The organism is Brevibacterium sp. 91QC2O2, from assembly GCF_024580695.1.
Taxonomy (GTDB): Bacteria; Actinomycetota; Actinomycetes; order Actinomycetales; family Brevibacteriaceae; genus Brevibacterium; species Brevibacterium moorei.
In genome coordinates this window covers 96454-114077 of record NZ_JANIJY010000001.1, presented here as the reverse complement: position 1 = coordinate 114077, position 17624 = coordinate 96454, and the positions used below count along the sequence as shown (strand labels likewise).

Genomic DNA, 17624 nt, shown 5'->3' with positions numbered 1-17624 from the left:
ACCGGCTTAGGAATCCGGCCGGCTCCGGGGGCCGGTCAAGGGCGGGTCAGGTACTCCGTCATCGGCGCATAGAGCTCGGGGTAGACCCCGTCGTCCAGGCCGATCGTCAGCTCCAACTGTCCCTGGGCCGCGGCGACGAACAGGGCGGGGTCGTTGCAGTCGGCGAATCCGACGGTCCGCAATCCCCTGCTACCGGCGGTGCCGGCCCACCCGTGATCGGCCACGACCAGGTCCGGCAATTCCTGGCCCAGGGCGGGCAGGGCGTCGAGCAGGGCTGCCATCGGTTCGGGATAGTGGGTGTGAGGCTGACCGGCCAGGTGATGCCACAGCCACACCCGGTTCATGTGGATGAGCCACCCGCCGCGGCCCGGCACGGGGGTGCCGGAGCCCGGCAGCACGATGTCGGCGCCCAGGCTCTGCGCCCAGGCGGCCAGGCCGGCGTGCACTGGGAACAAACCGCCCGGGTGCCCGGTTGCGAAGAGGATCCGGCCCCCGTCGGATGCGACCTCGGCGACGATCTGGCGCAGCCGGTCCAGCCCGGCGATGCAGTTGGCCGTGGAGATCGTGTCCACGCCCTCGGTGAAGGCGGGGTCGGGGCGCAGGCCGCATTCGGCGACCATCAGCGCGAATACCGAATCGAAGTCCCAGTCGCGGGTCAGTTCGACGCCGAAGTCGAAGTTCTCCTCCTGCGCGAGGAACCTGCGGATGTGGGAGAGGTTGTTCTCCCTGGGCGTTGCGACCTCACCGGTGATGCGGGCGGTCTCGAGGTAGTCGGCGAGTTCGGTCGGCGACACGGATCAGTCCTCCTGAAGTGCGAAACAGGCGACGGCGGTTGCCGCCGCGACATTGAGCGAGTCGACGCCACCGGACATCGGGATGAGCACGGTGGAGTCGCAGCCGGCGATCGTTCTGTGGCGCAGCCCGTCACCCTCGGTGCCCATCACCAGGGCGATGCGCTCGTGACCGGCCGCGGCGAATTCTCGCAGGGTCAGGGAATCCTCCGTCAGCGCCAGGGCCGCGGTGTGGAATCCCATGTCGTGCAGCGTTCCCAGGGCGTCGGGCCATGGTTCGATCCGGGTCCAGGGCACCTGGAAGACGGTTCCCATGGACACGCGGATGGACCGGCGGTACAGCGGATCGGCGCACCGCGGGGTCACCAGCACCGCGTCGACGCCGAGGGCCGCGGCGGACCGGAAGATCGCGCCCACGTTCGTATGGTCGACCACGTCCTCGACGATGACGACGCGCCTGGCGCCGTCGAGCACCTCGGCCAGGGGGCGGTCGGCGGGCCTGACCATCGCCGCGAGTGCCCCGCGGTGCAGGTGGAACCCGGTCAGCGAACTGACCGCGGCCTCGGAGCCGATGAAGACGGGGGCGGTGCTCGCCGCCACCACATCGGCGAGGTCGGCGAACCAGCGGGCGGACATGAGGAAGGAGCGCGGCGTCATGCCGGCGGCGATGGCCCGGTGGATGATCTTGTCCGATTCCGCGATGAACAGGCCCTCGGCCGGTTCCCGCACCCGCCGCAGGGCCACATCGGTCAAGTCCGTGTAGTCGTGCAGTTCCGGTGCGTCCGGGGTGGTGAAGAAGTGCAGCCGGGCGGGGTCGATTCCGGCGCCCGCCGCCACCTCGAGCACCTGTTCCCTGCTCGGTTCGGGCTTCTTGCGCGTGTTCATCGGCCCATCCCCAGGATCCGGACCAGTGCGACGAGGCCGAGGACGACGATGATGCCGCGCAGCAGCGTCGGGTTGATCTTGCGTGCGATCCGGGCACCGAAGTACCCGCCGAAGAGTGAGCCGATCGCTACGAGCAGCACCGCCATCCAGTTGATCCGCTCGAAGCCGACGACCACGTAACAGGCCGCGGCCACGGTGTTCACCGCCAGGACCAGGACGTTCTTGATCCCGTTGAGCCGTTGCAGTGGCTCATCGGTCAGCAGGCCCAGCAGGCCGATCAGGATGATCCCCTGGGCGGCCGCGAAGTAGCCACCGTAGACCGCGGTGGCGGCGATCGCCAACCAGACGATGACGGCGCGGCCCGTGGAGGGACCGACCTCGCCCATGTCGCCTGCGAGCTGCCCGGCTGCCGCCTTGCGCTTCTTGAGGTGACGCTGCAGGGCGGGCTGGACGACGACCATGATGAGTGCGAGCACGATCAGCACGGGAACAATCGCCTCGAAGGCGGTCTCCGGGAGGTGCAGCAGCAGGAACGCGCCCAGCAGTGCGCCCAGCACGGAGGCCGGCAGCCAGCTCAGCAGTCTGCGGCCCTGGCCGCGGATCTCCTCCCGGTAGCCGATCGAGGAGGCGATATTGCCCGGGATCAGCCCCAGCGCGTTGCTCATCGTCGCGACCTGCGGTGGGACGCCGAAGGCCACCAGGGCTGGGAAGGTGATGAGGGTGCCGGAGCCGACGGCCGCGTTGATAGCGCCGGCCCCCACCCCGGCCAGCAGGATGAGGACGATCTGGAGCGCGTCGAATTCCATGGACTACAGGCGGGCGCGGGCCGAGTAGCGGCCGGCCTCGCGGCTGAGCACCACATTCAAGCCGAAGGTCTCGTGCAGGTTGTCCTCCGTGAGCACCTGGTCGATCGGACCGGCGGCCACTGCCCGTCCGTCCTTGAGCAGCAGGGCGTGAGTGACGCCCACGGGGATCTCCTCGACGTGGTGGGTGACCATCAGGGTGGTGGGCGCGTACTTGTCGACCAGGATCTCCGAGAGTGCCATCAGCAGTTCCTCGCGTCCGCCCAGGTCCAGTCCGGAGGCGCATTCGTCGAGCAGCAGCAGTTCAGGGTCGGTCATCAGCGCGCGGGCGATCTGGACGCGCTTCTTCTCGCCCTCGGACAGGGTGCCGAAGGCGCGCTCGGCGAATTCGGCCATATTGAACGCGCCCAGCAGATCGCGGGCCCGGTCCAGGTCCATCTCGTCGTATTCCTCGACCCACCGGCCCAACACGCCGTAGGAGGCCGTGACCACGGCGTTGATGACCGTCTCCGAACCGGGGATGCGCCCGGCCAGGGCGGCCGAGGCGTAGCCGATGCGCGGACGCAGTTCGAACACGTCGACGCGGCCCATCTGCTCTTCGAGGATGTGCACGGTGCCCGAGGTCGGGTGCATCCGGCCGGCGGCCAGTTCCAGCAGGGTCGTCTTGCCCGCGCCATTTGGTCCCAGGATCACCCAGTTCTGGCCTTCGGAGACAGCCAGGTCGATCCCGTCGAGCAGCATATTGTCACCGCGGCGCACGCGGACATCGTCAAACTTCAGCACTTCCGTCATGGTGCCTACGATATCGCACGCCGACCCGACGCCCGGCGGGCCCCGCGGGTGCCATCGGCTGGTGCCGCGGGGTAGTCTGAACGGCTGTGGAAACCGTGCTCGCAACCCTGCTGACGACCCTGTCGGTCAATGCCCTGTTGGACGGTCGAACCTCTCCCGATTCCGTCGTCGAGACGTTCCTGGCCGATGAGGCCCCCGTGCCCTTCGTCGTCGAGGACGCGCTCGGCGGAGGACCCGCCGGGCTGCTCCTGTGGGTCGGGCAGGCGCGCAGATCCGGTATCGCCGCCCTGCGCTTCGTTCCCGTGCACCCGAGCCTGCCGTATACCGTGCCGGCGGTCGACCCTGCGCACGCCCGCGTGATCGCCGCGGCGCGCGCCGTCGCCGTGGCACATGGGCCCGGGGACTTCGGCGGTTACGGCCCGGCCAGGGCGGTGCTGGTACTCGGCGCCGACGCCGAGGTGCGCGTCCTCGACTGCGCCCGTGTTCCCTTCGCGGGGCTGGGCGTGGTGACCGCGGCAGAGGCGTGCCGCCGGCTACGCGAGACCGTGATGGCAGGGCTGCGCATCGTCGAGTCCACCCCCGACATTCCCGAGGCCATCGCCAATGCAGCTTGGCGGGACTGGCAGGCCGATATGAGTTCGTCCATTCGCGATGGGATCGCGGCCCTGCTGCCGGCTCCGCGCTATGTCGGCGCGGTGCACGCGGCCCTGGACATCCACGAATCGATGTCGCCAATCCTGGCGCCGCTGAGCATCGCCCCGGCTCAGGTGGGCGCACTGCTGTCCCAGCTGCACCGCGCGGCGGCCGATGTGCTGACCACGGTGCCGCAGGCGACCGGCCGGTAGACTGACCGGCATGTACCGAGTCTCCCGCATCATCCCCACCACCTCCCCCACCGGCACCTCTTTCACCGTGGAGTCCGAACTCAGCGCAGCACCCGCCGCATCCGGCGACGCCGCCGTCTGGACGATCCCGCCGGCCCTGGCCCAGCAGCCCCCGCAGCTGGTCATCATGGACGTCGATTCGACGTTCATCAATGAAGAGGTGATCGACCTGCTGGCCGATCAGGCCGGGGTGGGCGAGCAGGTCGCCAGGGTCACGGAGGCCGCGATGCGCGGAGAGCTCGACTTCGCCGAGTCCCTGCACGCGCGGGTGCAGACGCTGGCGGGTCTGGACGAATCCGTGCTCGCCGCGACCGCCGAGCGGGTCACCTACACCCCCGGGGTACCGGAGTTCGTGGCGCGGGTGCAGGCCGCCGGTGGCCGGGTCGCCCTGGTCTCCGGGGGTTTCACCCCGATCGTGCGCGCCCTGGCCGAGCCCCTGGGCATCACCGATGTGCTGGCCAACCATCTTCAGGTCGAGGCCGGAAAGCTGACGGGCCGGGTGACCGGGCAGATCGTCGACAAGCACGTCAAGGTCGCAACCCTGGCCCGGCTCGTGGAGGCATACGGCTTGGACGCCGCGCGGACCGTGGCGATCGGCGACGGCTCGAACGATGCGCTGATGATCGGTCAGGCCGCCCTGGGCGTGGCCTTCTGCGCCAAACCCGCCCTGCGCGAGGTGGCCGATGTGGCCCTGGACGTCCGCGATATGCGCGCCGTGTGGTCGGCCGTGACCGGGCTGGCCTGCTAGCAGAAGTCCACGATGTGCGGCACCGGGTAGTCCCCCGGTGCCAGGTCCCAACCGGGCAGTTCGAAGACTGCCAAGGTGCTGGGCCGAAACGCCGTGAGCGCCGTGGCCGGCGCCAGGGTGAGCACGGTGGCCGCCACGGTGGGCTGATGGCCCACCAGATAGGCGCACCGGCTCTCAGCCGGAATCGTGGAGATGACCTCGAGCCAGGCCGGGACGGCTGCTTCGTACAGGCCGGTATCGGCTACCAGCTCCAGGCCGGGGACACCGGCCTGCTCGACCACGGCCCCGCCGGTCTGCAGGGTCCGCAGCGCCGCCGAGGCCACCGCGTAGTCGACCGGTGCGGCGGCTTCAGCGGCCAGGAAAGCGGCGGCCCGCCGCGCCTCGGCCAGCCCCGCCCCGGTCAGCGGCCGATCGAAATCGGTTGTGCCAGGGCTGTGGGCTGCGTGGGCGTGACGGGCCAGGATGAGAGTCGGCATGCAGCGACTCTACCGCGCCGGTGGGCTCAGGCGCCGGTGGCGTGCAGGCCGCCGTCGACGTGGACCATCTCCCCGGTGGTCGCGGGGAACCAGTCGGAGAGCAGCGCGACGATCGCCTTGCCCGCAGGTTCGGTGTTCGTCTGATCCCAGCCCAGGGGCGCGCGGGTTCCCCACACGTCCTCGAAGGCCTCGAAGCCGGGGATCGACTTCGCCGCGGTCGTCTTCAACGGGCCGGCGGAGACCAGGTTGACGCGGATGCCGTCGGCGCCCAGGTACTTCGCCAGATAGCGCGAGGTGGATTCGAGCGCGGCCTTGGCCACGCCCATCCAGTCGTAGGCCGGCCAGGCGACGGTCGCGTCGAAGGTCAGGCCGACGATCGCGGCACCGGGATTGAGCACCGGTTTGGCCGCCACGGCGATCGCCTTGAGCGAGTACGAGGACACGTGCACAGCGTTCGACACCGACTCGAACGGGGTGTCGAGGAACACCCCGCCCAGGGCGTCCTTGGGGGCGAAGGCGATCGCGTGGACGATGCCGTCGATGTTCCCGCCGAGGCGTTCGGGCAGTGCCGCCAGATCGTCTTCATTCGTCGCGTCGAGCTCGATGACGGTGGCAGGGTGCGGCAGGCGCTCGGCGATGATCGTGGTGATCTTCATCTGTCGGCCGAAGGACGACAGGATCACTTCTGCGCCCTGTTCCTGCGCCAGCCGGGCGGCGGCGAAGGCGATGGACGATTCGGTCAGCACACCGGTGACGAGGATGCGCTTGCCATCCAGGATTCCCATAGCAGTTTCTCCTTTGATTCTGTACGTGGTTGATCGGGGTTCAGTGGCCCATGCCCAGGCCGCCGTCGACCGGGATCACGGCGCCGGAGATGTAGGCGGCCTCGTCCGAGGAGATCCAGCGGACGACCTTGGCGACCTCTTCGGGTTCGGCGAAACGGCCGGCGGGCACATTGGCCAGGTATTCCTTCTGCTTCTTCTCCGGCAGCTCATCGGTCATCTCCGTGCGGATGAACCCGGGGGCCACAACATTGGCGGTGATGCCGCGTGCGCCCAGTTCACGGGTGATCGACCGGGCCATGCCGACCAGGCCGGCCTTGGCCGAGGAGTAGTTCGCCTGTCCGGGCACACCGTAGAGGCCGGAGACCGAGGAGATCAGCACGATCCGGCCCCACCGGCCCCGGATCATATTGGTGATGCCGCGGCGCACGGTCCGGAAGACTCCGGTCAGGTTCGTGTCGACGACCCGTTCGAAGTCCTCTTCGCTCATGCGCATGAGCAGATTGTCGGCGGTGATGCCGGCGTTGGCCACCACGATCTGCACATTGCCCAGTTCCTCTTCGATGCGGGTGAACGCCGCGTCCAGGGAGGCCGAGTCCGTGACATCGGCGGCGACGGCCAGTGCGCCGGCCGGCGCCTCCCCATTGCGCGAGGTGACGGCAACTTTGTCCCCGGCGGCCAGGAACTCCTCTGCGATCTTCCGGCCGATGCCCCGGTTGCCTCCGGTGACGAGCACGACGCGCGGTTCACTCACGTGATGGTTCCTTCCCTAGAAAAACGATCGAGAGCCGTGACACGGCTTCGCACACAAACCTAACCCAGGTTGGCCCCGAATCGGTATCCCGACCCCATAGTGGAAGAGTATGCTGGCAGGCGAACCGTACCCGAGCCGAAGACGACGTGAATAAGCGCAGCCCGATCAACATCACAGACGCGGCGGAGTCCCATGAGAAGGACATCAGCACGCGTGAGACGCGATACCTCATCGCGATGGGGGCCCGCATCGTCTGCTTCATCCTGGCGGTCTTCCTGTTCCATGGCTGGTTGCGCTGGGTTGCGGCGATTCTGGCGATCATCCTGCCCTGGATCGCGGTGCTGATCGCGAACAACCGGGCCGAGGCCAAACGCCTGCGCTCCGATGCCTTCACCACTTCCGGTGATGCCCCCGAGCTGCCCCAGCAGCCAGTCGATTCGGCCCCGCACAGCAGGGACGACGGCCGGCCGGAGGACGATGTGGTCTACGGTGAAATCGTCAATCCCCTCCCGCCCGGAACCCCGGAGGACCGCCGATGAGCGCCGCCGACGACGCACCGCTGCGCTGTTCGGCCAAGGGCTGTGGGGAACCAGCCGAGTGGGCACTGCTGTGGAACAATCCCGGGCTGCACACCCCCGAACGCCGCAAGGTCTGGCTGGCGTGCCCGGCCCACCTGAATCACCTGTCCCAGTTCCTCGACCTGCGCGGATTCCTGCGCGATACGGTCGCGGTCACGGAAATCCCGGAAGGAGCCGGCTGAGTTGTCGGTCAAGCACGATTACCGGTTCGTCTTCAGCGCCAGGTGGATTCGATACGCCGCATTCGCGCTGGTGCTCGTCGTCGTCTGCCTGCTGTTGTCGAACTGGCAGAACCACCGCAGGCAGTCCAGAGACGCGCAGATCGCCAATATCGAGGCCCACTACGGTGCCGCCCCCGGCGAGCTGTCCGCGGTCCTGCCCGGCTCCGACTCCCCGCTGGACCCGACGGCTGAATGGTCGCATATCCGGGTCACTGGAACCTACGACACCGCACACACCGTCGTGGCGCGCAACCGCAGCCAGGACGGCTCCCCCGGCTTCTACGTCGTCACCCCGCTGCGCCTCGATGGCGCGCAGACCGGGCACACCCTGCTGGTGGTCCGCGGCTTCCTGCCCACGAAGAACACCGGCGGCCTGCCCCAGGCCTCCGAGCTGCCCCAGCCGGCCCCGGGACGCATCACCGTGACCGGCTGGTTGCGCCCCACGCAGGACGGGACGAAGGACGACAATCCCCCCGGCACGCTCAAGGCGATCGACCCCCGGAGGCTCCCGGGCCTGTCCGACCCCTACTGGCACGCCTATGCGCAGCTCGACCGGGAGGATCCGGCTGCCGATTCGGCGCTGTCACCCCTGGCCAAACCGGATACCGACCCCGGCTCACACCTGTCCTATCAGCTGCAGTGGATCGCATTCGGCGTGATGATCGTCATCGCCCTGATCTATATGGCGGTGCGGGAGCGAAAGAACCGCGAGGAGGCGGTCAGACTCTCCCGCCATTACGGTGCCGACGCCCCGGACGCGCAGACAGGTGCGGCCGGTGGACTGCAGGTGATCGACAAGGACGCGTTGGTCTCCGGAGCCCGGATCACCCAGTCAGGTGGCCGCTACGGCGAGGCCGTGCTCGGCGGTTCTTCGGAGACCCGTCTGCACCGGCGCAAGCGCAGCGCCGATGAAGAGGCCGAGGACGCCTGGTACGACAGCCGTCCCTGAAACCTCACCTCGCGTTCTTTTCGCTCAGCCAGTCCTTCGCAATCTCCGCGGGCTGCTGGGCCCCATCGGTGTTCGCGACGTTCATCCCGATCAGTTCGTCCGTGCTCAGGGCGGAGTCGACCGGGTCCAGCACCTGCGCCATCTCATCGGAGAGCTCCGCTTTGACGATCGGGACGACGTTCGAGGAGAGGAACATGCTCTTGGGGTCCGCCAATGTCACGAGCCCCTCCGTTTTGATGCGCGGATCGGCCGTGAACACGTTGCCGACCTGGATCGTGCCCGCTTGTAAAGCCTCGACAGTGGTCTCGCCCGTGGCCTCGAATCCGAGATCGAGACCGTAGGTGCCCCTGGCGCCTGTGGGACCATACGGGCGCTTCTCCAGTTCCGCCGGCCCGCCCAAGGTGACACGGTCGGGGACCTTCCTCAGGTCGCCTATCGTCTCCAAGTGATGCGTGGCCGCGTAGTCGGCGGTCACCGTGTAGGAGTCCTGGTCGGCCGCCTCGGCGTAATCCAGGGCGGCAAGCGAGGCGGGCAGGGCCCGCCGCAAGGACGCGATTACGTCCTCGGCGGAGCGCGCTGCGGCGTCGGTGTCCAAGTACTGGAGCAGGTTGCCCGTGTACTCGGGGAAGACATCGATTTCGCCCTTCTGCAGTGAAGGCCAGTAGGCGTCGCGTTGACCGATGTCGAAGCGGCGGCTCACCGTATAACCGGCGCCCTCGAGCGCCTGGGCGTAGATCTCGGCGATGATCTCATTCGACGCATAGGCCTGGGAGCCGACGACGATCGTCCGGCTCCCAGCGGTCCGCTGCCCTGCGGGTCCTCCCCCGGAGTCCAGCGGATCGGTCGGTGTGCAGGCGGCCAGGGTCAGCGCCAGGACAGCAGTGCCTGCGGCAGCGAGAATTGCACGAATCTTCATGGGTTTTCATCCTTTGTCATCTGTGTAGTGGAACGACGGCCGGTTCGTTCCGGGATTCACGGTGCCGCCCGCCGGCCGGGCGGTTCGTTGTGAAAGGGCGAATATCGCGTCGACCGCCAGAGCCAGGACCGCCACGACGATCGCTGCGCCGAGCACCTGGTCGAATCGATGCAGTTGGATCCCCTGCAGGATGTCGTAGCCGAGCCCGCCGAGGTTCACATAGGCCGCCAGCGTCACCGAGGCCAGCACCTGCAGCGTCACCGAGCGCAGCCCGCCGATCAGCAGGGGCAAGCCGAGCGGCACCTCGACGCGCCACAGCACCTGCAGACCGCTCATTCCGATCGCCCGCGCCGCATCTGTGGTGCAGCGGTCGATGGCCTCGAAGCCCGCATAAGCGCCGGCCAGGATCGGCGGGAACGCAAGGATCACGAAGGCGATGAGCGCAGCCGCCTGTGAGTGCAGTACGCTGAGGAGCAGCACGAGCAGCAGGATCAGTCCGAACGACGGCAGTGCCCGCACGGCCCCCGCCAGGCCGACCGCGAGTTCTCGGCCGCGTCCGGTGCGTCCGATCGCCCATCCGGCTGGGATCGCGATGATGGCCGCGAGCAGCGTGGCGATCGCCGTGTACGCCAGGTGCACGGCGATCGACTCCGGCAGGGGGTGTGTGCCGGTGAGTCGGTCGGGTGAGAGGATCCATGCGAGAGCCGCTGTCATGACGTTCATCGCCGGCCGCCTCTGCGTGGATTCGGCGCAGCTGCCCAGGGCATCAGCGCACGCGCCAGAAGCACCAGGAGCACATCGACGAGCAGTGCCACGAGTGCGACCGCCACGACGCCTGCGAAGATCTCCCCGATGAGGCGTCGTTGGAACCCGTTCGTGAAGAGGTAGCCGAGATTGGTGACCCCGATCAGAGTCCCGACCGTCGCCAGCGAGATCGTGCTCGCGGCTGCCACGCGCAGTCCGGCCAGGATGACCGGTCCCGCCAGGGGCAGCTCGACGCGGAAGAACCGGCGCACGGGGCCGAAACCCACGGCGGTGGCGGAAAGCCTGACCTCGGCGTGCACGGCGTCGAACCCGTCGGCCGCCGAACGCACGAGGAGGGCGAGCGCGTAGATGGTCAGCGCCAGCACCAGGTTCGTCGCACTGAGCGCGCTGATGCCGAAGACGACGGGCAGCAGGGGCAACAGCGCGAGCGAGGGCAGCGTGTAGAGCAGGCCGGTGATGGTGAGCACGAGCCCGTGTACGGTGCGGAAGCGGTAAGCGATCCAGCCCAGGGGGATGGCGGGCGCCAGCCCGAACAGGATCGCCGGCAGCGACTGGCGCAGATGATCCACGGCCAGGGACGCCACGAGGTCCAGGTTGGACAGGATCCAGTTCACGCGTCGTCCCGCAGGATGCCGAGCCGGTGACCGGAGCCGTCGACCACCATGGTCCCCTCCGCCGTGGTGCGCAGGCTCAGCTCCCGGTGCCCACCGGTGATCCCCACGAACTCGCGGACGAAACCGTCGGCCGGATGCTGCAGGATCTCCTCGCCCGTGCCCTGTTGGACGACTCGCCCCTCTGGGGCGAGGATCACGATCTGGTCGCCGAGGCGGAAGGCCTCGTCGATGTCGTGGGTGACGAACAGGATGGTCTTCCCGAACTCCCGCTGCAGGCGCAGCAGCTCGCGTTGCAGCTCGCCGCGCACCACCGGATCGACCGCGCCGAAGGGCTCGTCCATGAGCAGGATCTCCGGGTCGCCGGCCAACGCCCGGGCGACGCCGACCCGTTGCTGCTGGCCGCCGGAGAGTTGAGCCGGGTATCGGCGGGCGAGCCGACGGTCGAGGCCGACGGTCTCCATCATCTCCAGCGCCCGCTCCCGTGCCCTCGTCTTCGGCATCCCGGAGAGGACGGGGACGGTGGCGATGTTGTCGATCACCCGTAGATGCGGCAGCAGGCCGGCGGACTGCATGACGTACCCGATCGAGCGTCGCAGCCGGACGGCATTGCGCTCGCGGACGTCCTGGCCATCGATCAGCACCTGGCCTGCGGTGGGCTCTACCGTGCGGTTCACCATGCGCAGCAGCGTGGTCTTGCCCGAGCCCGATGGGCCCACCAGCACGACGATCGACCGCGTTGCCACCGTCAGGGTGGTCCCGCCGACTGCGACCATCGCGTCCGGATAGTGCTTGCGCACCGACCTGAACTCGATCATGGCTCTCCTTCGTGTGGATCTGGTTATGCGACTGATCACCGGCCCGTTCGGCGGTACTCCTCGAGCAGCCGCAACCAGACCTCGCTGATCGTCGGGTAGGCGGGCACAGCGTGCCAGAGGCGTTCCAACGGAACCTCTCCGACGATCGCGACCGTTGCGGAGTGCAGCAGTTCGGCGACGTCCTGGCCCACGAAGGTGGCGCCGAGGATGACTCCCCGGTCCTCGTCGATGACGAGTTTGGCCCGCCCGGTGTATCCGTCAGCGTGCAGGGAGGCACCGGCCACATGGCCGATCTCGTACTCGACGCTGCGGACCCGTGCACCCGATGCGCGGGCCGTTGACTCGGTCGGTCCCACCGCCGCGACTTCCGGATCGGTGAACACGACGCGGGGAACCGCCGCATGGTCGGCCGTGGCGACGTAGCGGCTCCAGGGTTCCAATGACGCGGGTGCTGCGTTCAGTCTGGCGGCGATGGCCTCTCCCGCTGCGCGCGCCTGGTACTTGCCCTGATGCGTGAGCAGCGATCTGCCATTGGCGTCGCCGACGGCATAGAGCCAGTCCGTGCCGTCGACGAGCAAGGTGTCGTCCACGGTCAGGTCCGTGCCGAGACCGACCGATTCGAGCCCGAGGTCCGCGGTGGCGGGCCGGCGGCCCGTGGCGACGAGGATCTCGTCGCCCACCAAGCTGGTGCCATCGTCCAGGGTGACTTCCACTTCTCCGTGCGCACCGCGATCGATGCGGGCAAGAGCGTCGCCGAGGCGGACGTCGACGCCGTCGGCCGTCAGCGCCTTTGCGAGGTACTCTCCGACGAAGGACTCCTCACGCTCCAGAAGCGGTCCCCTGGACAGGAAGGTCACCTGCGACCCGAGGGAGGAGAATGCGAACGCCATCTCGGTTCCGGCCACGCCTCCGCCGAGGACGATCAGTCGCGGCGGAACGTGGTCCGCTGCGGTCACCTCGCGGGTGCCCCATGGCCTGGCCTCCGCAAGGCCCGGGATCGCGGGGAGGATCGGCACGGACCCGGTCGCTAGGGCGACGGCGCCGGCCGAGTACACCCGGTCCCCGACCTTCACCCGGCCCGGTCCGTCGAGGCGTCCGTGTCCGCGGATCAGGTCGATGCCCGCGGACTCGACCCAGGCCACCTGCCCGTCGTCCTTCCACCCGCTGGTGAAGGACGTGCGACGCGCGAGGACGGCGGTCGCGGAGAGCTGCTCGCCGGTCACTGCCTCGCGGGCACCGGGGAGGCGGCGCGCCGCGCGGAGAGCGTGCCCGCTGCGCAGCAGGGCCTTCGAGGGCATGCAGGCCCAGTACGAGCACTCGCCGCCGACAAGTGCGAACTCGACGATACCGACGCGAAGCCCGTTCCGGACGGCGTAGTCCGCGACGTTCTCACCGGCCGGACCACCGCCGATCACGAGCAGATCGTAGTCGGCCGCTGCGATTTCCGGGGCACTCATGCGGAGCGTTTTCGCAGCTTCACGCTCAGGCGGATGGCGGAGACTAGGAAGAAGATCGCGCCGAGGGCCGCATATCCTGCGGCTCCGGCCATCGCCCCGTTGCCCTGGATGCCCTGGAAGAGGAAGGAGGCACCGGCCAACACGGAGATGCCGCCGGAGAGCATCTGGGCCACCTGACCGCCGGAGCGACGGTTGCGGATGGCGGTAATCAGCTGCGGGACGCCTGCCACGATCGCCCATGCTCCCCAGACTGCGAGCGCTGTGGCAATCGATGCCGAGGATGAGATCCCGAGTGCGATGGCCACCGCGATGCTGACGGCGACGCTGATCCACTCCGTGACCTTGGGACGCTGTTTGTCGGGATCGGCGCGCAGCTGCCACAGCACGGCGCCTGCGTCGAACGCCGGGTAGACGATCAGCAGCACCGTGAGGAGGGCGTTCGGATCGGTGGCCTTGGCCGCCGTGGCGAACATGATGCCGACCCAGACGATGGCGAAGGCGAAGCGGACGAAGTAGAGGGTGCGCAGTTTGTGCGCATAGGCGAGGGCTGAGGTGTTCTCTGTGGTGGTCATGGCGTGTTCCTGTTCTCGAATCGGGAAGCGTGCTCAGGCGACTGTGGTCGTGAGGGTGACGGGGACGTTGCCGCTGGTAGCCAGCGAATAGGGGCAGACCGAGTGTGCGGCGGCGACGAGGTCTTCGGCCGCGGCCTGGTCCAGTCCGCCGCCGATGCGCACGTGCAGTTCCGCGCTCAGGGCCAGGCCGCCCGCGGCGGTCTTGGTCAGGGACACCCGGGCGGTGACGGTGGAGTCCGTCAGCGGCGTCTTGTTCTGTGCGGCGACCATCTTCAGTCCCGAGTGGAAGCACGACGACCAGCCGGCGGCGAAGAGCTGCTCGGGGTTGGTCGCGCCACCCGGGCCGCCCATCGAGGTCGGGATCGCCAGGTCGAGGTCGAGGAGGCCGTCATCGGTGACGGCACGGCCTCCGGCGCGGCCCTCGCCCGTTGAGGTGGCGGTTGCGGTGTAGAGCGGTGCGGACATGTTCTCTCCTTGCGGTCACGAACAGTAGAGTTACTAGTTCGTCTACCTCGCTAATGTAGACTAGTTCGTACACCGACGCAAGTACGACGAGAACCGAGGCACAGATGAAGTCGGAATCGACGGGGACGACCCCCAGGAAACGCTCGGCGGGCGCCACCCGTGAGCGCATCCTCGAGGCTGCGACGCGGCTCTTCTACACACACGGGATCCGTGCCACGAGCGCTGATCGGATCATCGAGGAAGTCGGCATCACGAAGGTCACGTTCTACCGTCACTTCCACACCAAGAGCGACCTCGTGGTCGCCTACCTCACCGAACAGGCGACCCAGGAGCGCGACTGGTTCTCAAGCATGCGGACGGTCGGTGACCCAGTCTGCTCCCTGCGCGCGATCGCCGCAGGCATCGGCGAGGCCAGTTGCAGCCCGGGGTTCCGCGGTTGCGCATTCATCAACGCGGCAGCGGAATTCTCTGACCCGGGCGACCCCGTCCGCGAGGTGGTCGACACCCACCGCCAGTGGATGCTCGGCGAATTCGCCTCCATGACGGCCGAGGCGGGTGTCGACGACCCGCAGCAGACGGCTCGGCAGCTCATGATGCTGCGGGACGGGGCCATGGTCAGCGGTTACCTCGGCGGGGAGGAATCCATCGCGGCCTCGCTCGATTCCGCCTTCGATGCGCTCCTCACCGCAGAGCTCGGCCGTGAGGAGCGCGATTGACCGGCCAAGGCCTCGGCCCGGTCATTGCGCGGCCCCGCGCGGTGCGAACGAACGGCTGAAGGATCGCCCCGACCGGACCAGCCCTTGTGCCGCCTGCAACCTGCGGTCCTCGTAGCGGCGGAGGGCTTCGCCCAGGTCGTCGCACCGTTCAATCGCGTCCCCGAGGGCCATCGCGTCCTCGGCCGAAGCCGAGAAGCCACTCCCCGTCATCGGCGAGGGCAGGTGGGCGGCGTCGCCGACAAGGCAGATCCGCTCCGTCACCAACCGATCCGGCATGTACTCGCCAATGGGAGTACCGATGATGCTTCTCCTCGACAGACAATCCAGGATGGCTTCCCGCCACGGGTCCGGCCAGAAATGGCGGGCAGCACGAGCGAGGTCCTTGAACAGGGAATCCGGCATGTCATCGGGGCGCATCGAACGTTGCACCACGTTTCCCTTCACAACTCCGCTTCGGCGCAAGAGCTCATTGTGTCCCGCGTCGTACCAGCCCCATCCGAGGCGCCGTTCACCGGTGAAGGTCGATCCATCCTCCCCTGGAAGATAGTAGGCGTTGAGGCAATAGTCGCCCTCGTAGAGAATCGCCAGGTCAGAAGGCCAAGCCGGAGAGCTGATAGCCGATTCATCGACAAGGCCGAGCCAGATCACGTATCCCGAGAACTCCGCGTCAGGTGTGTCAGGCGACACGCTGACCCGCACTACGCTGCGGTGCCCGTCGGCCCCGACAAGCAGATCGGCACGTAGGACCTCACCACCGTCGGCGGATACCCAGGCGGAACGCCTGTCCTCTCCCACCGAAGTGACCAGCACCGGAGCCCGGAAGTCGATGCGTGCATCAGCCACGACGGCATCCCGTAGAGCGGCATGGATGTCCGTCCAGGCCTGCGCGCCCGATGGGACGCTCTGCTGCCCGGTCTCAGGTTGACCGGTGAGACGTCCTAGAAGTCCCTCGGCCACGGGGAGGGCTGCGCCCGTGCGAGACTTCCGGGCCGAGCGTTCCAGCAACGTCACCTCCAACCCGGCCCGCGCCAGCGCCAACGACGTCATCAACCCGGAGAGAGACGCACCCACGACGATCGCGCTGCGGCCCTGCACAAGTGTTTTTTCAGAGTTCACGATGTAGCTCCTGGTGTCTTGGTTTGGTTCGGTTTGGTGTTGCGCAGCGCCCAGGCCGTCAGAAGTGCTCCGACGAGTGCGAGGACGCCGAGTCCGATCACGACGATGTACAGCGCGTCGGCGAACGCCGCCCCGGTCATGGGGCCGATATGTTGTCCCTGGATTGCAGCCGTCGCCTCCGCTGCGGAGGTGCGTGCAGAGGTGACCGAGATGAGCACTGCCGCCGTCGCCGCGACAGCGAGCGACTCCCCCGTGATGCGCATCGTGTTGAACATGCCTGCCGCCGCGCCGGCCTGCGCGACTGGGACAGTGCTGATCGCAGCGTTGTCCATAATCGCGAAGGCCACCCCCACACCGATACCGAGGACCAGCAAGGGCATGAGTGAAACCCACGGAGAAGCACCCCGGTCCATCAGGACAAGGCCGAAACTCCCTGCCGCAATCAGGATGGGACTGGTGATGAGGAGAAAGCGCTCCGACCACCGTCCGGTCAACCATCGAGCGGCGAGCGGTACCAGCAGCACGGGGACTTCCAGCGGTGTCAGCTCGACGGCGGCTGCAAGCGGGGATGCACCGTCGCTTTGCAGAAAGATCGGGAGATACACGTTGAGCGCGGCCAGACCGAACGTGACGGAGAACGGCATACACATCATTGCGATGAACGCAGGACGTTTGAACAAGCGAATCTGGAACATGGGGTGGTCGATGCGTAGTTCAAGGACGATGAACAGAGCCAGCAACAGCAAGGTCGCGGCGAAGTAGCCCAGCGTCCAGGGGTCGAGCCAGCCGGCATCACCACTGTTGACGAACCCGAGGGAAAGCAAGAAGAGAGCGCCGCCGAAGAGAGCCATTCCAGCCAGATCCGGACGCGCTGTAGCCGGGTCGCGCGATTCCCGAACATATCGGGAGACGAAAAACGCCACGGCGGCGGCCAGCGCAATCGCCACGAACACGTAGCGCCAGCCCAAAGGGGCCAGCAGGCCGGCAATGAGTGGGCCCATGGCCGTCCCTCCACCGAAACTGGCCCCGAGCAGGCCGAATACGCGCACGCGTTGGTGGCCGGACGTGGCGTGGGCCAGGACCGCGGATCCCGCGGAGACCGTAGCACCGGCCGCCAGTCCCTGGATTCCACGCAGCACGTCGATCAACACGATGTTCGAAGAAATGGCGATGAGCGCCATCGCCACGGCGAAGGTTGCAATCCCCGCCCGCAGCACACGCCGCCGGCCGAATCGATCGGCGAGGCTGCCCATTGCGAGGACGGTGGCGGCGAAGACCGCGTTATAGGCGTTCTGGACCCACTGCGTGCCCGAGGCCGACGCGTCCAGGTCGGCCGTCAGAGCCGGCAAGACGATCGCCGGACCGGTCACGGCGAACGGCAGCAGGAAGGACGCGATCAAGACGGCCACAACCGTCGCGCGTATGTTCGGTTCTCGTTGTCTGGAAATAGTCACTGATCCAGAATGGACCGCAGACGAGTTCGCATTCAGGCCGAATCCACCCCGGGGTTGGCGGACCCCGGGGG

The 17624-nt window shown here is 68.0% G+C and carries 22 protein-coding genes; 6 read left to right on the top strand and 16 right to left on the bottom strand.

The window, feature by feature from the left end:
• Positions 1-35: 35 nt before the first annotated feature.
• The 4 genes from NQ036_RS00550 to NQ036_RS00535 are packed head-to-tail and all read right to left on the bottom strand — an operon-like array spanning position 36 to position 3271.
• Positions 36-794 carry a phosphatase gene (locus NQ036_RS00550; protein ID WP_257046702.1) on the bottom strand — a complete coding sequence of 253 codons (759 nt, stop codon included), beginning with the start codon at positions 792-794 and terminating at the stop codon, positions 36-38.
• 3 nt (positions 795-797) lie between these two features.
• A complete protein-coding gene (locus tag NQ036_RS00545) occupies positions 798-1676 on the bottom strand; it encodes an RNA methyltransferase (RefSeq protein WP_257046703.1) in 879 nt (292 codons plus the stop codon).
• Entirely contained in the window at positions 1673-2482 is an 810-nt protein-coding gene (locus NQ036_RS00540) for a sulfite exporter TauE/SafE family protein (RefSeq protein WP_257046704.1), read from the bottom strand. Before NQ036_RS00540 ends, NQ036_RS00545 begins: the two co-directional genes overlap by 4 nt.
• A 3-nt stretch (positions 2483-2485) precedes the next feature.
• Positions 2486-3271: an ABC transporter ATP-binding protein gene (locus NQ036_RS00535; protein ID WP_257046705.1), complete on the bottom strand. Its 786-nt coding sequence runs from the start codon at positions 3269-3271 to the stop codon at positions 2486-2488.
• Positions 3272-3357: 86 nt separating this feature from the next.
• Between NQ036_RS00535 and NQ036_RS00530 the strand changes: the two genes are divergently transcribed.
• Complete coding sequence (locus tag NQ036_RS00530; protein ID WP_257046706.1) at positions 3358-4116, top strand: hypothetical protein; 759 nt, start codon at positions 3358-3360, stop codon at positions 4114-4116.
• A 10-nt stretch (positions 4117-4126) separates the two neighbouring features.
• On the top strand, positions 4127-4903 hold the full coding sequence (gene serB, locus NQ036_RS00525) for a phosphoserine phosphatase SerB (protein ID WP_257046707.1): 777 nt from the start codon (positions 4127-4129) through the stop codon (positions 4901-4903).
• Here serB and NQ036_RS00520 read toward each other — a convergent pair.
• From NQ036_RS00520 to fabG, 3 genes are read right to left on the bottom strand one after another with little or no spacing between them, the layout of a single operon-like run.
• Entirely contained in the window at positions 4900-5379 is a 480-nt protein-coding gene (locus tag NQ036_RS00520; protein WP_257046708.1) for a histidine phosphatase family protein, read from the bottom strand. The genes serB and NQ036_RS00520 overlap by 4 nt on opposite strands.
• 26 nt (positions 5380-5405) lie before the next feature.
• Complete coding sequence (gene fabI, locus NQ036_RS00515) at positions 5406-6164, bottom strand: enoyl-ACP reductase FabI (RefSeq protein WP_257046709.1); 759 nt, start codon at positions 6162-6164, stop codon at positions 5406-5408.
• Between the two features lie 40 nt (positions 6165-6204).
• On the bottom strand, positions 6205-6915 hold the full coding sequence (fabG, locus tag NQ036_RS00510; protein ID WP_257056840.1) for a 3-oxoacyl-ACP reductase FabG: 711 nt from the start codon (positions 6913-6915) through the stop codon (positions 6205-6207).
• Positions 6916-7061: 146 nt separating this feature from the next.
• Here fabG and NQ036_RS00505 point away from each other — a divergent pair, with 146 nt between their 5' ends.
• From NQ036_RS00505 to NQ036_RS00495, 3 genes are read left to right on the top strand one after another with little or no spacing between them, the layout of a single operon-like run.
• A complete protein-coding gene (locus NQ036_RS00505; protein ID WP_257046711.1) occupies positions 7062-7454 on the top strand; it encodes a DUF3099 domain-containing protein in 393 nt (130 codons plus the stop codon).
• Positions 7451-7675 carry a hypothetical protein gene (locus tag NQ036_RS00500; protein ID WP_257056839.1) on the top strand — a complete coding sequence of 75 codons (225 nt, stop codon included), beginning with the start codon at positions 7451-7453 and terminating at the stop codon, positions 7673-7675. Before NQ036_RS00505 ends, NQ036_RS00500 begins: the two co-directional genes overlap by 4 nt.
• Position 7676: 1 nt before the next feature.
• Positions 7677-8663, top strand: a complete 987-nt coding sequence (locus tag NQ036_RS00495) for an SURF1 family protein (RefSeq protein ID WP_257046713.1) — start codon at positions 7677-7679, stop codon at positions 8661-8663.
• A gap of 4 nt (positions 8664-8667) precedes the next feature.
• On the opposite strand, the gene NQ036_RS00490 is transcribed toward NQ036_RS00495, so the two are convergent.
• Genes NQ036_RS00490 through NQ036_RS00460 form a run of 7 tightly spaced genes read right to left on the bottom strand, consistent with a single transcriptional unit; the run spans position 8668 to position 14267 of the window.
• Positions 8668-9579: an ABC transporter substrate-binding protein gene (locus NQ036_RS00490; RefSeq protein ID WP_257056838.1), complete on the bottom strand. Its 912-nt coding sequence runs from the start codon at positions 9577-9579 to the stop codon at positions 8668-8670.
• A 6-nt stretch (positions 9580-9585) separates the two neighbouring features.
• Positions 9586-10302: an ABC transporter permease gene (locus NQ036_RS00485; protein WP_257056837.1), complete on the bottom strand. Its 717-nt coding sequence runs from the start codon at positions 10300-10302 to the stop codon at positions 9586-9588.
• A complete protein-coding gene (locus NQ036_RS00480) occupies positions 10299-10958 on the bottom strand; it encodes an ABC transporter permease subunit (RefSeq protein ID WP_257056836.1) in 660 nt (219 codons plus the stop codon). The genes NQ036_RS00485 and NQ036_RS00480 overlap by 4 nt, the downstream gene beginning before the upstream one ends.
• A complete protein-coding gene (locus NQ036_RS00475) occupies positions 10955-11773 on the bottom strand; it encodes an ABC transporter ATP-binding protein (RefSeq protein WP_257056835.1) in 819 nt (272 codons plus the stop codon). Before NQ036_RS00475 ends, NQ036_RS00480 begins: the two co-directional genes overlap by 4 nt.
• Positions 11774-11808: 35 nt before the next feature.
• Positions 11809-13230 carry an NAD(P)/FAD-dependent oxidoreductase gene (locus NQ036_RS00470; RefSeq protein ID WP_257056834.1) on the bottom strand — a complete coding sequence of 474 codons (1422 nt, stop codon included), beginning with the start codon at positions 13228-13230 and terminating at the stop codon, positions 11809-11811.
• Positions 13227-13802, bottom strand: a complete 576-nt coding sequence (locus NQ036_RS00465; RefSeq protein WP_257056833.1) for a DUF308 domain-containing protein — start codon at positions 13800-13802, stop codon at positions 13227-13229. Before NQ036_RS00465 ends, NQ036_RS00470 begins: the two co-directional genes overlap by 4 nt.
• Before the next feature lie 33 nt (positions 13803-13835).
• Positions 13836-14267 (bottom strand): Ohr family peroxiredoxin, encoded by a 432-nt coding sequence (locus NQ036_RS00460; RefSeq protein WP_257056832.1) that lies wholly within the window; start codon positions 14265-14267, stop codon positions 13836-13838.
• Positions 14268-14371: 104 nt separating this feature from the next.
• Here NQ036_RS00460 and NQ036_RS00455 point away from each other — a divergent pair, with 104 nt between their 5' ends.
• Positions 14372-14983 (top strand): TetR/AcrR family transcriptional regulator, encoded by a 612-nt coding sequence (locus tag NQ036_RS00455; protein WP_257056831.1) that lies wholly within the window; start codon positions 14372-14374, stop codon positions 14981-14983.
• Positions 14984-15004: 21 nt separating this feature from the next.
• Here the strand turns inward: NQ036_RS00455 and NQ036_RS00450 are convergent, their stop codons facing one another.
• Together NQ036_RS00450 and NQ036_RS00445 are read right to left on the bottom strand one after the other, a co-directional pair.
• Positions 15005-16099 (bottom strand): FAD-dependent monooxygenase, encoded by a 1095-nt coding sequence (locus NQ036_RS00450; protein ID WP_257056830.1) that lies wholly within the window; start codon positions 16097-16099, stop codon positions 15005-15007.
• Positions 16096-17553 (bottom strand): MFS transporter, encoded by a 1458-nt coding sequence (locus tag NQ036_RS00445; RefSeq protein ID WP_257056829.1) that lies wholly within the window; start codon positions 17551-17553, stop codon positions 16096-16098. The genes NQ036_RS00450 and NQ036_RS00445 overlap by 4 nt, the downstream gene beginning before the upstream one ends.
• Positions 17554-17624: the final 71 nt, after the last annotated feature.